The sequence below is a fragment of the Sphingobium bisphenolivorans genome, assembly GCF_000412635.1.
Classification (GTDB): Bacteria; Pseudomonadota; Alphaproteobacteria; order Sphingomonadales; family Sphingomonadaceae; genus Sphingobium; species Sphingobium bisphenolivorans.
On sequence record NZ_ASTG01000017.1, the window covers coordinates 113,990 to 129,913 of the forward strand.

Here is a 15,924-nt window from a genome sequence, read left to right on the forward strand (position 1 = left end):
ACGAAAATGCGATGAAGGCGGCCAAGCGTCCGCAGGGGTTGGGGCGTGGACTGTCGGCTTTGCTGGGCGATGTCTCGCGCGAAGAACCCGTTGTTTCGCTTGCGGCGAATGCGCCGTCGACCAAGGCAATTCAGAGCATCGAAGTCGCCCTGATCCAGCCGCACCCCGAACAGCCGCGGCGCCATTTCGATGAAGCCGCGCTCCAGGAACTGGCGGACAGCATCGGCAAGCGCGGGGTGATCCAGCCGATCATCGTACGTCCTCATGGCGGCGGCTTTCAGATTGTTGCGGGTGAACGCCGCTGGCGTGCCGCGCAACGCGCACAGCTTCACCGCATTCCCGCGATCGTCCGCGACTTCGATGAAGCGGAGACACTGGAAATCGCGCTGATCGAAAATATCCAGCGCGAGGATCTGAACCCGATCGAAGAAGCGGAAGCTTATCGTAAGCTGATCGCCGAATATGACCATAGCCAGGAAGCGTTGGGACGCCTCGTCGGCAAGTCTCGCAGCCATGTCGCCAATCTTATGCGGCTTCTCGACCTGCCGGCTACGGTGCAGCAACAGGTGGTCGAGCAGAAGCTGAGCATGGGCCATGCGCGCGCGCTGATCGGCGCGCCGGATTGCGAAACATTGGCACGCACGGTCGAGGCCAAGGGTCTTTCCGTCCGCGATACGGAGCAGTTGGTCCGCAAGGCCAAGACCGGGGACACGGCGCCTGCTCGACCCCGAGGCGGTCCGCAGCGCCAGAATGACCCTGATATTCTGGCACTGGAAGAACATCTGGCAGACATTCTCGGCGTCCGTGTAGAGATCGGCCAAACGGATAGCGCGAGCGGTACATTGTCGCTGCATTATTCAACCCTCGATCAACTTGACATGCTCTGTCAGCGCCTTTCCGGCGAACGTATCTGAAGGCCAGCAGCCCTCGCTTTTCCGGCGGCGGCTACTGGCCTTTTAGCCGGCGCAGTCCTAGTCTGGCGCGATGGCAGACATGCAATCCTCCCCCGCCGCCGTCCCCACCATTATCCGGCGTGAGGACTATCGTCCGCCCGATTGGCTCGTCCCTGCGATCGACCTGGATTTTGATCTCGATGCGGCTGCCACGCAGGTCAAGGCAACGCTCGGCGTTTCGCGCAACGGTGCTCATGATCGCCCACTTCGGCTCGATGGCGATGATCTGACCCCCTTGCGTGTCAGTGTCGATGGCCAAATCCTGGAGGAGGGGCAGTGGCACCTTGATGCCGGGGCGCTCGTCATCCCGCTGACTGGCGACACGCATCAGATAGAAACCCTGGTCGAACTTACGCCGGCCGAAAATAGCAAGCTCATGGGGCTTTATGCGAGCGGCGGGCTGCTCTGCACCCAATGCGAGGCGGAAGGATTTCGGCGGATCACCTTCTTCCCGGATCGCCCGGACATATTGTCGCGCTACTCGGTCCATATGACTGCCGATAAGCAGCTTTATCCTGTCCTGCTCGCCAATGGTGATCCGGTGGGCCAAGGCGATTTGCCGGGCGGGCGCCACTGGGCGCGCTGGACGGATCCATTCCCCAAGCCTTGTTATTTGTTCGCGCTCGTTGCGGGTGACCTGGCCTGCAATGCGGACCGCTTCGTTACGATGAGCGGCCGCGAGGTGGCGCTTGGCATTTGGGTTAAGGAGGCCGACCTCCCCCGCACCGCTCATGCCATGCAGGCGCTGAAGAACAGCATGGCTTGGGATGAGCGGGTATATGGGCGCGAATATGATCTGGACGTCTTCAACATCGTGGCGGTGGCGGACTTCAACTTCGGGGCGATGGAGAATAAGGGCCTCAACATCTTCAACTCGCGCTATATTCTGGCCGATCCGGATACCGCTACGGACGTCGACTATGATGGAGTAGAGGGTGTCGTCGCCCACGAATATTTCCATAACTGGTCCGGCAACCGCGTCACCTGCCGCGACTGGTTCCAGCTGTCATTAAAGGAAGGATTCACAGTCTTTCGCGACCAGAATTTTTCTGCTGACATGGGGAGCCACGCCGTCAAGCGCATCGAGGACGTGCGCATCCTGCGCGGCGCGCAGTTCCAGGAGGATCAAGGACCGCTCGCCCATCCGGTTCGCCCCGAATCCTATATGGAAATCAGCAACTTCTATACGGCGACCATCTATAACAAAGGCGCTGAGCTGATCCGCATGATGGCGCTGATGCTGGGACCAGAGCGCTTCCGTGCAGGCACCGACCTTTATTTTGAGCGCCATGACGGCCAGGCCGCGACATGCGAGGATTTCGTTATCGCAATGGAGGAGGGCGGTGGCATCGACCTTCGCCAGTTCCGCCTCTGGTATGAGCAGGCGGGAACGCCGCGCGTCCGTGCCCTGCTGGCCTATGACGCGGCCGCTGGGAGGGCAACGCTTACACTGGAGCAGTCGGTTCCGCCTACACCTGGTCAAGCCGATAAGGAGCCCATGGCTATTCCGCTGCGCACGGCCCTGTTCGATCCTGCATCGGGGCAGAGCGGTGGCGACCATCTGCTGCTGCTGACCGAGGAGCGGCAGAACTTCATCTTCGAAGGTTTGAGCGCGGCGCCGATCCTGTCGATCAATCGCGGATTTTCCGCTCCAGTTATCGTGGAGACCGACCGCAGCCAGGCTGATCTGGCGTTCCTTTCCGCGCACGACGATGACCCCTTCGCGCGCTATGAAGCGATGCAGCAGTTGATGGTCAATGTGCTGGTCGGGAAAATAGCGGGCCAGCCGGTGGACGAGGATGCGGTCCTTGCCGCCATCCGGAACACCGCCGCCGATTCTGCTCTAGACCCCGCATTCGTCGCCGAAGCGATCCGTCTGCCGAGCGAAGCCTATCTCGGCGATCAGATGGCCATAGTCGATCCCGATGCGATCCACGCAGCGCGGGACGGGTTGCAAAGCCGCATCGGCTCGGAATTGGAGACGCTGTGGCGCGACATTCATGCCCGAACAAAGGCCAACGGCTTTTCCCTTTCCGCGGCGGCGAAGGGGGCACGGAAGCTGCGCAATACCGCTTTGCTCTATCTGGCTGCGTCGGGCGCTGAGGACGGGGCCTCCGTTGCGTTCGACCAATTCGATCAGGCCGACAATATGACCGAACGGCAGGCGGCCCTAGCGACGCTGGCCAATGGCACGAGCGTGGAGCGGGATGCCGCGCTGGATATCTTCTACCAGCGGTATCGCAGCGATGCGCTGACGCTGGACAAATGGTTCCAGACACAGGCCTTCGCCTTCCATGCCGACACGGTCGATCTGGTGCAGGAACTGGCGCATCATCAGGACTTCAGCCTTGGCAACCCCAACCGGGTGCGCTCGCTTTATGGCGCCTTCACCGGAAACCAGTGGGCCTTTCATCACCCGTCCGGCAAGGGTTATCGCCTCGTCGCTGATTGCGTCATAGCCCTCGACAAGCTTAACCCGCAAACCGCAGCCCGGCTTGTTCCGCCGCTCGGCCGCTGGAAGAGGTTCGATGCGCAGCGCGCTGGGATGATGCGCGCTGAGTTGCAGCGGATACTGGCAGAGCCCGGCCTGTCAAAGGATGTGACCGAGCAGGTCAGCAAGAGCCTGGAATGACCGTGCTCGGCTGACCTGCCCCCCAGCCGGGTCGCTCCTTCAGCGGCTCGCGAGCCAGGCGGCGACGTCGGCAGCCACCTTGTTTGCGGCGGTGTTGAGTGGCGCGCCGATGGTGCCGGCTTCGATCTTGCCGCCGACTGGCGCGCTCGCGGTGAAGCGCTGCTTGGCGATGGCCACGCCGCCGGGTCCTGCCAGCATGGCGTCATAGGTCACGACGGCGCTGTTGGTCGCCTCATCCAGCCCGAATTCGACCAGCTCTCCCATCAGCCGCTGCCCCGCATCGGCGGAATATTGGCCGGGATCGAGGACGACGCGGTTGCTGGTCGCCGCGATGGTTTCGGACAGCAGCTTCTGGAACAGGTGGCGCGGCGTGTCCGCCCATTGCACCTTCGTCACATAGGCGAGGGAGGTGGGGGATGTCTGCACCGGCACGCGCACGGTGTCGAGCATCTTGGGCGACTCCGGATCGGCCACAGTGATGCTGGTGCCGGCGGAGGCGCTGCGCAGCGTCCCGGGCGCAACCTTCTGCGCGGCGGAGAGGGCGAGCAGCCGCTGTGGCGGCTTCCCGCCGAACGAGACGCAGCCTGTCAGCGCGAGAGCGAGGCCGAGAGTGGCCGACATGGCGGCTAGTTTCTTGTGGAACATCGCAGGAGGCCCTCTCATGGCTTGTAGTCAGGCAGTTTGGGTGCGCCGACGATCGACCCGGCGCCTTGCTGATCGAGCTTTTCGGCCACTCCCCGGAAGGCGCGCGACATTTCGCGCAGGTCGCGCACCAGCTGGTTCACTTCCGGCATGGTCTGGTTGCTGAAGGCACGGACGCCCGGCTGCGCCTCGGCGATGGTCTTGTCCAACGTATCGATACTTTGCGTCGCAGCTTGCACGCTCTTGCGCAGGTCGGCCATCAACGGGCGGCCCTCGTCGGCCAGCATCGAATTGGTGGTGGCGGCGAGCTTGCCGATCTGCTCAGCGGCGATGCCGGTGCGCTGGACCGCGACCCGGGCCTCTGCGAGCGTAGCCGAGATTTCCGGGCTGCGATCGGCGAGCGATCCGGAGATCCGCTCCACATTGGCAAGGATGCCGGCGATCGACTGCTGGTTCTTGTCGTTGAGCAATTGCGTCAACCGCTCTGTCAGGGTGGAGAGGCGCTCCAGCAGTTGCGGCGCATTGTTGAGCAATTCACCCAGCGCTCCGGGCTTGGTCGGGATCACCGGCACGCCATCAGGGCAGGCGGAGAGCGGGTTTTCTGTCGGGCAGGTGATGGGCGGCGCACCCTTGACCGCGCCGTCCAGCACGATCTCCGAAACGCCGGTGAAGCCGACGCCGGCGATCGTCGCGGTGGTGCCTTGCAGCACCGGCGTGCCCTCCTTGACGGAAATGCGCACCTTCACGAAGCTCGGGTCGCGCTTCCACAGTTCGATCTTCTCGACCTGACCGGAGGGAACGCCGGAATAATTGACGCTCGACCCCTTCGCCAGACCGTTCACCGACTGTTTGAAGAATATGTCATATTCCATATTCTCCCCATCGGACAGGCGCGAGAACCAGAAGGCGGCCAGCATGATCGCCGCCAGCAGCAGCAGCGTGACCGTACCCACCAGCACATGGTTGGAGCGGGTTTCCATATCTTATCGCCTTTTGTCCGGTTGCGCTTGCGCCGATGGCTGCGGAGAAGCGGACCTGCCGCGTTCCCGCTCCACCGCCGCCGTAGCGGCCCGCCCCCCGCCCGCGCGGGCCGTTGAAATATTCCTGGATCCAGGGGTGATCGGTAGCCAGCAGCTCGTCGATCGTGCCGACCGCGGTGACTTGCCGGTCGGCCAGCACCGCCACCCGGTCACAGATCGAATAGAGCGTGTCGAGATCGTGGGTGATGAGGAAGACGGTGAGGCCCAGCGTCTGCTGCAGCCTCCGGGTCTGCTCATCGAACGCCGCCGCGCCGATCGGGTCCAGCCCTGCGGTCGGCTCGTCCAGGAACAGCAGATCAGGATCGAGCGCGAGGGCGCGGGCAAGGCCGGCGCGCTTCTTCATGCCGCCTGACAATTCTGCGGGATATTTGGGGCCAGCCTCGGCGGGCAGGCCCGTCATGCGGATCTTGTAGGCGGCGATCTCGTCGCGCAGCTGCGGGCCGATGTTCGGATAATATTCGCGGATCGGCACCTCGACATTTTCCGCAACGGTGAGCGTCGAGAAGAGCGCGCCGCCCTGGAACAGGACGCCCCAACGCTTGCGGATGGCGAGCGCCTCATCGTCAAGACGGCCGATCATGGATTCGCCGAAGACGTGAACCTCGCCCTCGTCAGGCGTCTGCAGCCCGATGATCGAACGCATCAGCACCGACTTGCCGGTGCCGGACCCGCCGACCACGCCCAATATCTCGCCCTTGCGCACGTCGAGGTTCAGGCCTTCATGCACGACCTGATCGCCGAAGCTGTTCTTGAGGTTGCGCACGGAGATGGCGACGCCGTCCTTCTGGACAGCCCGCTCGACCCGCGCTTCCTCAGCGGCGGTTTCTTCCTCCGGCGCCATCAGTTCCAGCCCAGCCAGGTGAAGAATACGGCGAAGAAGGCGTCGATCACGATGACGAGAAAGATCGCCTGCACCACGGCGGAGGTGGTGCGCAGGCCCACTTCCTCAGCATTGGCCTTGACCTGCATGCCCTGATAGCAGCCGGCTAGCGCGATGATGATGCCGAAGACCGGCGCCTTGATGAGGCCGACCCAGAGGTCGGTGATCGGCACCACTTCGCGCAGGCGCTGGAAGAAGGTGATCGGCGGTATCTCCAGCGACACGGCGCAGAGGAAGCCGCCGCCGATGATGGCGACGATCGAGGAATAGAAGCCGAGCAGCGGCATCATCACCACCACCGCAAGCGTGCGGGGAAGGACCAGCGCCTCCATCGGCGAAACGCCGATGGTGCGCATAGCGTCGATTTCCTCCGTCAGCTTCATCGTGCCGAGTTGCGCGGCGAAGGCGGAACCGGACCGGCCCGCGACCATGATCGCGGTCATCAGCACGCCGAGTTCGCGGAAGGTGAGACGGCCGACCAGGTTGATCGTCAGCATCTCCATGCCGAACTGCCGCAACTGCACCGATCCTTGCTGGGCGATGACGATGCCGATCAGGAAGCTCATGAGGCCGATGATGCCGAGCGCCGACACGCCCACCACTTCGAACCGCTGGACAACGGCGTTGATGCGGAAGCGGCTGGGATGGCGGATGACGTTCCAGGTGGCGACCAGCGTGCTGCCGAAGAAGCCGAGCAGGCCGAGCAGCGTTTCCCCGGCCATCATCACGGCCGCGCCGATCTGCCCGACGACGCGCTGCCAGGGCGACACATAGTCCGGACGGATATTGACCGGCTCGTCCACTTCGCTGACGGTCGCGATCAGCCGCTCTGCATCCTCGTCCGCGCCGGTGATGCCGCAACCCAGCCGCCGCGCTGCCCGGTGGACGGTCCAGGCGCCGATCGTGTCCATATGATCGACGCCGGACAGGTCGATCGCCTCCACTGGCCCGGAAATCGCGTCCAGCCGGTTGGGCAGGTCGTGGAGACATGCAATGGAAAGATGACCGGAAAGCCGAATGACACCACCGCCATCGCGCGCTTCTTCCACAAGGTCTGCGGCTTTGTTCATCAAGGCGGTTTAGTGGTCCATTATCGGTTGCACGGCAAGCCGAAACGGCCCATCCGCACGATCAAACGAAGGGACTACCCAAAAAGTTTCGGACACGGCATGACGCACAGGCTGGCAATCTACGATATGGACCGCACGGTCACCTTTACGGGCACCTATACCGGCTTTCTGATCCACGTCGCCCGGGCGATGGCGCCATGGCGGCTGGTGCTGTTTCCTTGCGTCATTCTGCTGATGCTCGCCTATGTCATGAAGCTGATCACGCGCCAGCGCCTGAAGGAATTAAATCAGGCGCTGATGATCGGTTCCAATGTCCAGCGCGCAAAGCTGATGCCGCATGTCGAAAGCTATGCCGAGCGGGTGGTGGCGAAGAACGTCCGAGCGGGCGCGCTGGCGCAGATCGCGCGGGACAAGGCTGATGGCTGCACGCTGGTGCTGGCGACCGCCTCCTACCGGCTTTATGTCGAGCCGATCGCTCGCCGGCTCGGCTTCGACGCGGTGATCGCCACCGATCATCTGAGCCAGGACCTGCGTTACGTTCGCGCCAAGATCGCGGGTGAGAATTGCTACGACACCGGCAAGCTGCGGATGATCAAGGCGTGGATGGCGGCCGAGGCGATCGATCGCACCACGACGCATATCCGCGCCTATTCGGACCATGTGTCCGACGCGCCGATGCTGGAATATGCGGACGTTCCCTTCGCCTCCAATCCGCACAAGCCGCTGGCGAAACTGGCGGCTGAGCGAGGGTGGACGAGAGTGGACTGGAACTGATCATCCCATAATGGGTGAGACGAGCGGCTCGCCCGCGAAATGGGCGGAGAGGTTCGCCAGCAGCATCTGCGTCATGCGGGCCACCGCCTCATGGGTCGCGCCGGCGGTGTGGGGCGTCACGATGCAGTTGGGCACGTCTTCCCAGCGCGCCGCGGGAGTCGGCTCCTCCTCGAACACGTCGAGCGCCGCGCCGCCCAGCCGCCCGGAGCGAAGCGCCGCGATCACCGCGTCTTCATCGACCAATTGCCCCCGCGCCACATTGACGAGCAGCCCGTCGCTGCCAAGCGCATCCAGCATGGCGGCGGAGATCATCCCGCGATTCTCCTCGGTCGCCTTCGCCGCCACCACCACTATGTCGCTCTCCTCAGCGAGCGCTTGCAGACTTTCGGCGCGCCGCCAGGGCAGGGCGGGCTTGGCCCTCGGACCCCACCAGCTCGGCTGCATCCGCAATGCTTCCGCGCGAGTAGCGACGGCGACGCCAATGCTACCCATGCCGACGATGCCGATCCTTGCGTCCGCCAGCGAGTGGCTCAGCATCTTGCCGTCCGCCGTCCATCCGCCTGCGCGTAATTGCCGCTCGCCGCGTACGAGGCCGCGCCGATGCGCGATGATGAGGCCGATGGCATGGTCGGCCACATCCTCCGCATTGGCATCGAGCGCATGGGTCACCGCCACGCCATGCGCCTTGGCCCACTCCAGATCGACGCCGTCATGGCCGACGGTGAAGCAGGCGATCAGCCGCAGCGCCTTCATCCGCTCCAGCATCGTCCTTTCGAGCCGGAACTCGCCCGCCGTCACCAGCACCTGCGCCTCCGCCATGCGTGCCCGCCCGGCTTCCTCCCACAACGGCATGACGTCATAGAGAGGCGTCAGGACCCCGAATAGCGGCGCAAGATGCGGCTGGGCGATGAGGATGAGGGGGCGGTCCCCGCTCATCCCACCGCCCGCAACGCCTGCGCGAAGTCTGCGATCAGATCGTCCGCATCCTCGCAGCCGATCGAGATGCGGACCATATTGTCGCTTATCGCCAGCGCCTTCTTGCGCTCAGCTGGCACCGACAAATGCGTCATCGCCGCCGGGTGGCTCGCCAGCGTCTCCGTCCCGCCCAGGCTGACCGCCAGCTTGGCGATTTTGAGGGCGTCGAGAAAGGCGAAGGCTTCCGGCTCGCCACCCTTGAGGTAGAGCGAGAAAGTGGAGCCCGCGCCGGTGCAATGGCGCCGGTAGATGTCAGCCTGCCGCTCCGTCTCCGGGAAGCCGAGATAGACGACCTTCTCCACCTGCGGCTGATCCTTCAGCCAGGCGCAGACCTTCGCCGCATTGTCGCCCGCACGGCTCATCCGTAGTTCCAGCGTCTCCAGGCTCCGCAGCAGCATCCAGGCGCTGTGCGGATCGAGGATGGTGCCGATCGTGTTGCGCATCAGCCGGATGGTATTGATGAGGCCGTTGGGACCCAGCACGCCGCCCGCGACCAGGTCGCTATGGCCGCCGGCATATTTGGTGAGGCTGTAGATGACGAGGTCAGCGCCGTGACTGAGCGGATGGTGCCACAGCGGGCCGAGGAAAGTGTTGTCGATCGCGATCGGCGGGCGATATTCTTCGCCTGCGAACAAAAAGTCGCGCCGCGCAACTACCGCTTCCAGATCGACCAGGACGTTGGTCGGGTTGGCCGGACTTTCAAGATAGATGAGCGCGACGCGGCCGAGCGCCTTGGCCTTCTCGATCACGGCGCCGATTTCCTCTTCGCTGGCACCGGCCGGGAAATCGAGCCATTGGACGCCGAATTTGCCCAGCGTACGGCCGATCAGCGATTCCGTCGCGGCATAGAGCGGCGCCGAATGGACGATCACGTCGCCCGGCTGAACCAGCGCGAGCAGGGTGGTGGCGATTGCCGACATGCCGCTGGAAAAAAGCAGCGCGTCTTCCGCCTCCTCCCAGATTGCCAGCCGGTCCTCGGCGATCTCCTGATTGGGGCCGTTGAAGCGAGAGTAGATGAGGCCTTCCGCGCCACCGGGGCGAAGGCCCGTCACCCCCTCGAAATGCCGCTTGCCGGCCGCCGCGCTTTCGAAGGCGAAGGTGGAGGTCAGGAAGATCGGCGGTTTCAGCGACCCTTCCGACAAGGTGGGGTCATAGCCGTGGCCCATCATCAGCGTCGCCGGCTTCAGCTTGCGGCCCTCAATCTCCATGATCGGCTGCTTGGGGCGGCGGCGGTTATGCGTGGGTTCAGCGCCGGTGAGGTCGGCTTCGGTTTCGCCGGTCATCATCTTCTCCTGCCAAGGGGCGCGGCCGAAGCGGCGCCGGTCTGCATGTCGATGAGTGTAACGCCTTTTCCGCCGCCGGAGCCACAGGCGGCGCGAAACTTCTTCTTGGTGGACGGAGTTACCCCTTGCACCGAACTTGCCGAGGACCGCTCCCCCTCCCTACATCATGATAATGGACCAGAGCCTACCCGAACCGCTGGAGCGATGGTTCAGCCAGCGCGACTGGCGGCCGCGCCGTCATCAGCTGGAGATGCTGGAGGCGGCAAGGCGCGGGGATCACACCTTGCTGGTCGCGCCGACCGGGGCGGGCAAGACATTGGCAGGCTTTCTCGCCACGCTTGCCGACCTGATCGATAATCCCGCCGAGGGACTGCACACCCTTTATGTGTCGCCGCTCAAGGCGCTGGCGGTGGACGTGCGCCGCAATCTCCTCACGCCGATCGAGGAAATGGATCTGCCGATCCGGGTCGAAACGCGGACCGGGGACACTCCTTCCGATCGCAAGGCAAGGCAGCGCGCGAGGCCGCCGCAGATATTGCTGACGACGCCCGAATCGCTTTCGCTGCTGCTCAGCTATCCGGACAGCTTCCTGCTGTTCGCGAATTGCAAGACCGTCATCATCGACGAAGTTCACGCCTTCGCCACGCAGAAGCGAGGCGACCTGCTGAGCCTCTGCCTGTCGCGTCTTCAGGCGATCAATCCGGAACTGCGCAGGGTCGCTCTGTCCGCCACCGTCGCGGATATAGACGCCTATCGCGCCTGGCTCGCGCCGGACGGAGATATCAATGCCGTGACGCCGGTCATCGGCGAACAGGGCGCGGAGCCGAACGTCGCCATCCTGATCCCCGAAGGCCGCATCCCGTGGTCCGGCCATAGCGGCAAATATGCGGCGCGGCAGGTAATGGAGGAGATCGAGCGGCGGCAGACCACGCTGGTCTTTTGCAACACGCGGGGGCTGGCGGAACTGATCTTCCAGGAACTTTGGTCGGTGAATGAGGCGAACCTGCCGATCGCCATTCATCATGGCAGCCTGTCCATCGAGGCACGGCGCAAGGTGGAGGCGGCGATGGCGGACGGCCGCCTGCGTGCGCTTGTCGCGACCGCCAGCCTCGATCTGGGTGTCGATTGGGGCAATGTCGATTGCGTGATACAGATGGGCGCGCCGAAGGGGTCGTCGCGCCTGCTCCAGCGCATCGGCCGCGCCAATCACCGGCTCGACTGTCCGAGCGAGGCCATCCTGATCCCCGGCAACCGCTTCGAATATCTCGAAGCGCGCGCCGCTCTGGATGCGGTGGAGGAGGGGGAACGGGACGCCGACGATTTCCGGCCGGGCAGCCTCGACGTCCTCGCCCAGCATGTGATGGGCCTCGCCTGCGCCGCACCGTTCCGCGCGGCGGAGTTGCTGGCGGAGGTTCGGTCTTCCACGCCCTATAGCGGACTTACCGAAGAGGCGTTCGCCAATGTCCTGCACTTCATCGAAGGCGGCGGCTATGCGCTGCGCGCCTATGACAGGTTCAGGCGGCTGACCCATGATCCGGACGGCACATGGCGCGTCTCCCACCCCCGCTTCATCCAGCAGCATCGGCTGAATGCGGGCATCATCGTCGATCAGCCGGCGCTTGGCGTGCGCTTCAACAATGGGCGAAAGCTCGGCACGGTGGAGGAGGGGTTCGCCGCCACGCTGCGGCCGGGCGACAGTTTCTTCTTCTCCGGCATGGCGCTGGAGGTGGTGCGGATGGATACCACCGACCTCATCGTGCGCGCCACCTCCAAGCAGGCGCGCATCCCGACCTGGGGCGGCACGCGCATGGCGATGTCGACGCGCCTTGCCGACCGGGTGCGCCATTTTCTTGCCGAGCCGGAGGAATGGCATCGCTTCCCCGACGATGTGCGCGACTGGCTGGAGGTGCAGAAATATCGCTCCGCCTTGCCCGAGCCGGGCCAGTTGCTGATTGAGACATTCCCGCATGAGGGGCGCCACTACCTGGTCTGCTACAGTTTCGAGGGCTGGAACGCGCACCAGTCGCTCGGCATGTTGCTGACCCGCCGCATGGACGCGCAGGGGCTGCTGCCGATGGGCTTCGTTTCGAACGACTATGCGCTCGCGGTCTATGGCTTAAAGCCCATCACCGATCCGCAGAGCCTCTTTTCCGCCGATATCCTCGATCATGAATTTATCGAGTGGGTCGAACAGTCCAGCCTGCTGAAGCGCGCCTTCCGCGACGTGGCGGTGATTTCCGGCCTGATCGAGCGGCAGCATCCCGGCAAACGCAAGACCGGGCGGCAGGTTACCTTTTCCACCGATCTTATCTATGAGGTGCTGCGCAAATATCAGCCGGACCATCTGTTGCTGAAGGCCGCATGGGCGGACGCCCGCGCACGGATGACCGACGTCGGGCGGCTGGGCGATCTGATCGACCGCGCCTGTGCGACGATGCTGCATGTCAGCCTTGACCGGGTGAGTCCGCTCGCGGTGCCGGTGCTGATCCTTATCGGGCGGGAACAGGTGGCGCAGCATGATGTCGAAGATGCGCTGCTGATCGAGGCCGAAGCGCTGGTCAGCGAAGCGATGCGGACCGATGAGCCCTAACCGCCTGGATCGTCCCTCCGCCCGCCGCAGCCCTTCACGACATTGTCGCCAAAGGAGATCGTGACGCGGTCCGACCAGACGGCGTCGCTCATGCCGTCGCTGCATGGGCCTGGCGTGACCGTCATGGTGAAGCCCTCGCCATTGTAGCGGACGTTGCCGTCTTCCTCCGCGCGCGAGACGATGACGCGGGCCGGTTCCTTGTCCGCCCGGTCGATCGAAGCGCTGCTGCCCCTGACGGTGACCGCCCAGAATGGCTCTGTGCCGATTGCATAATAGCTGTTGTCGGACGCAGCGGCAGGCAGGCTGGCCGTCTGCTTGACGGGTGCAGGCGTTGCCGACGGCTTCGGCTCTGGCGCGGCTTCGGCCTGATTTTCGAAGCCTGCCGCGGCAGGAATATCGGCAGGAGCGGAAACCGTCGGCGGCGTATCGGCCGGGGCATAGCGGATCGGCGTTTTCAGCGACCGGTGTGCGTCGTCGGCGCGGCCACCGTCACCGCATCCTGCCAGCAGGAGAAGGGTGAGGGGCCAGCACCGCATCGTGTTTACACGTCCAGATTAGCGACGTTCAGCGCATTGTCCTGAATGAACTCGCGCCGTGGCTCCACCACATCGCCCATCAGCCGGGTGAAGATCTCGTCGGCGACGTCCGCCTGCTCCACCTCGACCCGCAGCATGGAGCGGTTGTCCGGGTCCAGCGTGGTTTCCCAAAGCTGCTCCGCGTTCATCTCGCCAAGCCCCTTGTAGCGCTGGATCGCCAGGCCCTTGCGGCCTGCGGCCAGTACCGCCTCCAGCAGTTCGCTCGGCCGCGTGACCGGCGTCGAACCCTTGGTCGCGACGGGGAGATCATCCTCGCCAGCCTCTTCCGCCGCCTGCGCCGCCTTGGCGGTAACTAGGCGGCTGGAGGTCTGGTAGCTTTGGGCTTCTTCGGCCGCGATCGCGTGCAGCTTGCGCGCCTCGGCCGATCCGATGAAGCCATGTTCGATCATGTGATGGTCGGTGACGCCGCGCCACAGCCGCTCGAAGTGGAAGCCGCCTTCCTCCGCGATCCGGCCGCTCCAGCTGCCTTCGTCATCCTGCGCGTCCATCCACTTCACCGTGGCGTCCAGCCGCGCGCCCTGCGCATCCTGGCTGAGTTCCGGATCGAGCGCGCCGTTGATCGCCAGCGCCTCTATGATCGCGGGATTGTAGCGGCGGGGCACATAGCGCATCACCGCGCGCATGCGTCGGCCATGTTCGATCAGGTGGCGCAGGTCCTCGCCCGACCGCATGCCTTCGCGGGTGTCGAGCGCCATCGATTCAACGCCATTGTCGACAAGATACTGTTCGAGCGCCGCTTCGTTCTTGAGGTAAACCTCCGATCGACCGCGCGTCGCCTTGTAGAGCGGGGGCTGGGCGATGTAGAGATGCCCGGCCTCGATGATCTGCGGCATCTGGCGATAGAAGAAGGTCAAGAGCAGCGTGCGGATATGCGCGCCGTCGACGTCAGCGTCGGTCATGATGACGATCTTGTGATAGCGCAGCTTGTCGAGATTGAAATCGTCGCGGATGCCGGTGCCCATCGCCTGGATGAGCGTGCCGACTTCCTTGGACGACAGCATGCGGTCGAAGCGCGCGCGCTCGACGTTCAAAATCTTGCCCTTCAGCGGCAGGATCGCCTGATTATGCCGATTACGCCCCTGCTTGGCCGAACCGCCGGCCGAGTCACCCTCGACCAGGAAGAGTTCGGACTTGGCGGGATCACGCTCCTGACAGTCGGCAAGCTTGCCGGGAAGGGAAGCGATGTCCATCACGCCCTTGCGCCGGGTCAGTTCGCGGGCCTTCTTCGCGGCCTCGCGCGCGGCGGCGGCGTCGATCACCTTTTGCACGATCATGCGGCCATGCTGGGGATTTTCCTCCAGCCATTCCGCCATCTTGTCGGCCATCAGGCTTTCGAGCGGCTGGCGCACTTCCGACGAAACCAGCTTGTCCTTGGTCTGCGACGAGAATTTAGGATCGGGCAGCTTCACCGACACGATGGCGGTCAGCCCCTCGCGCATGTCCTCGCCGGTCAGCGACACCTTCTCTTTCTTGAGCAGGCCCGACTTGTCGGCATAATTGTTCAGCGTGCGGGTCAGCGCCGCGCGGAAGGCGGCGAGGTGGGTACCGCCATCGCGCTGTGGGATGTTGTTCGTGAAGCAGAGGACGTTCTCATAATAGGAATCGTTCCACTCCAGCGCGACGTCGATGGTGACATCGTCGCGGCTGCCCGAGATCGCGATCGGATCGGGCATCAAAGCCTGCTTGTTGCGGTCGAGCCATTTCACGAAAGCCGCGATGCCGCCCTCATAGAACAGCTCGACCTCCTTCTTCTCCTCATGCCGCGCATCGACAAGGAACAGCCGCACGCCGGAATTGAGGAAGGCGAGCTCGCGATAGCGATGCTCCAGCTTTTCGAAATCGAACTCGGTGTGATTCTTGAACGTGCCGCCGTCGCCGGGGACCTTCTCGGTCGAGGGCAGGAAGGTGACCTTCGTGCCCTTCTTCCCCTCCGGCGCATCGCCGATGATTTTCAGCGGCGCCACGGCATCGCCATAGGCAAAGCGCATATAATGCTCCTTGCCGTCGCGCCAGATGTTGAGGTCGAGATATTCGGAAAGCGCGTTCACCACGGACACGCCGACGCCGTGCAGACCGCCCGACACCTTATAGGCGTTGTCGTCGGACGTATTCTCGAACTTCCCGCCGGCATGCAGCTGGGTCATGATGACCTCGGCCGCCGACACACCTTCCTCACGGTGGATGTCGGTCGGAATGCCGCGGCCATTATCCTCGACGCTGACCGAGCCATCGGGGTTCAGCGTGATGAGGATGCGGTCGCAGTGCCCCGCCAGCGCTTCATCGATCGCATTGTCGCTGACCTCGAACACCATATGGTGCAGACCCGAGCCGTCATCGGTGTCGCCGATATACATGCCGGGCCGCTTGCGCACGGCATCCAGACCCTTGAGGACCTTGATGCTGTCGGCGCCATAGCTGTTGCTGTTGGGGTTGGTCTGACTTTCCTCGCTCATGCCGAGCATATAGGGAAAGGCGCACCGAAACTAAAG

12 protein-coding genes are annotated in these 15,924 nt (G+C 64.0%); 4 read left to right on the forward strand and 8 right to left on the reverse strand.

The genetic code is table 11. The features are described 5' to 3' along the window. Positions 1 to 11 precede the first annotated feature (11 nt). Both L858_RS0113335 and pepN read left to right on the forward strand, forming a co-directional pair. Entirely contained in the window at positions 12 to 914 is a 903-nt protein-coding gene (locus tag L858_RS0113335; protein ID WP_022683653.1) for a ParB/RepB/Spo0J family partition protein, read from the forward strand. A 70-nt stretch (positions 915 to 984) separates the two neighbouring features. After that, entirely contained in the window at positions 985 to 3,585 is a 2,601-nt protein-coding gene (gene pepN / locus L858_RS0113340; RefSeq protein ID WP_028056111.1) for an aminopeptidase N, read from the forward strand. A gap of 39 nt (positions 3,586 to 3,624) precedes the next feature. Here pepN and L858_RS0113345 read toward each other — a convergent pair whose 3' ends face one another. From L858_RS0113345 to L858_RS0113360, 4 genes are read right to left on the reverse strand one after another with little or no spacing between them, the layout of a single operon-like run. Next, a complete protein-coding gene (locus tag L858_RS0113345; protein ID WP_022683655.1) occupies positions 3,625 to 4,230 on the reverse strand; it encodes an ABC-type transport auxiliary lipoprotein family protein in 606 nt (201 codons plus the stop codon). Between the two features lie 14 nt (positions 4,231 to 4,244). Beyond that, complete coding sequence (locus L858_RS0113350; protein ID WP_022683656.1) at positions 4,245 to 5,207, reverse strand: MlaD family protein; 963 nt, start codon at positions 5,205 to 5,207, stop codon at positions 4,245 to 4,247. Further along, positions 5,089 to 6,108 (reverse strand): ABC transporter ATP-binding protein, encoded by a 1,020-nt coding sequence (locus L858_RS20155; protein ID WP_022683657.1) that lies wholly within the window; start codon positions 6,106 to 6,108, stop codon positions 5,089 to 5,091. The genes L858_RS0113350 and L858_RS20155 overlap by 119 nt, the downstream gene beginning before the upstream one ends. Beyond that, positions 6,108 to 7,217 carry an ABC transporter permease gene (locus tag L858_RS0113360; RefSeq protein ID WP_022683658.1) on the reverse strand — a complete coding sequence of 370 codons (1,110 nt, stop codon included), beginning with the start codon at positions 7,215 to 7,217 and terminating at the stop codon, positions 6,108 to 6,110. The genes L858_RS20155 and L858_RS0113360 overlap by 1 nt, the downstream gene beginning before the upstream one ends. A 99-nt stretch (positions 7,218 to 7,316) precedes the next feature. Here L858_RS0113360 and L858_RS0113365 point away from each other — a divergent pair, with 99 nt between their 5' ends. Continuing rightward, positions 7,317 to 7,991 carry an HAD family hydrolase gene (locus L858_RS0113365; RefSeq protein WP_022683659.1) on the forward strand — a complete coding sequence of 225 codons (675 nt, stop codon included), beginning with the start codon at positions 7,317 to 7,319 and terminating at the stop codon, positions 7,989 to 7,991. On the opposite strand, the gene L858_RS0113370 is transcribed toward L858_RS0113365, so the two are convergent. Together L858_RS0113370 and L858_RS0113375 are read right to left on the reverse strand one after the other, a co-directional pair. Continuing rightward, entirely contained in the window at positions 7,992 to 8,927 is a 936-nt protein-coding gene (locus tag L858_RS0113370) for a 2-hydroxyacid dehydrogenase (protein ID WP_022683660.1), read from the reverse strand. Further along, positions 8,924 to 10,249 carry a cystathionine gamma-synthase family protein gene (locus L858_RS0113375; RefSeq protein ID WP_028056112.1) on the reverse strand — a complete coding sequence of 442 codons (1,326 nt, stop codon included), beginning with the start codon at positions 10,247 to 10,249 and terminating at the stop codon, positions 8,924 to 8,926. The genes L858_RS0113370 and L858_RS0113375 overlap by 4 nt, the downstream gene beginning before the upstream one ends. A gap of 172 nt (positions 10,250 to 10,421) precedes the next feature. On the opposite strand from L858_RS0113375, the gene L858_RS0113380 reads away from it, so the two are divergent. Further along, a complete protein-coding gene (locus L858_RS0113380; RefSeq protein ID WP_022683662.1) occupies positions 10,422 to 12,839 on the forward strand; it encodes a ligase-associated DNA damage response DEXH box helicase in 2,418 nt (805 codons plus the stop codon). Here L858_RS0113380 and L858_RS20160 read toward each other — a convergent pair. Both L858_RS20160 and gyrB read right to left on the reverse strand, forming a co-directional pair. Beyond that, positions 12,836 to 13,375: a hypothetical protein gene (locus L858_RS20160; RefSeq protein WP_022683663.1), complete on the reverse strand. Its 540-nt coding sequence runs from the start codon at positions 13,373 to 13,375 to the stop codon at positions 12,836 to 12,838. The genes L858_RS0113380 and L858_RS20160 overlap by 4 nt on opposite strands. 5 nt (positions 13,376 to 13,380) lie before the next feature. Beyond that, positions 13,381 to 15,888 carry a DNA topoisomerase (ATP-hydrolyzing) subunit B gene (gyrB, locus tag L858_RS0113390; protein WP_028056113.1) on the reverse strand — a complete coding sequence of 836 codons (2,508 nt, stop codon included), beginning with the start codon at positions 15,886 to 15,888 and terminating at the stop codon, positions 13,381 to 13,383. Positions 15,889 to 15,924 lie beyond the last annotated feature (36 nt).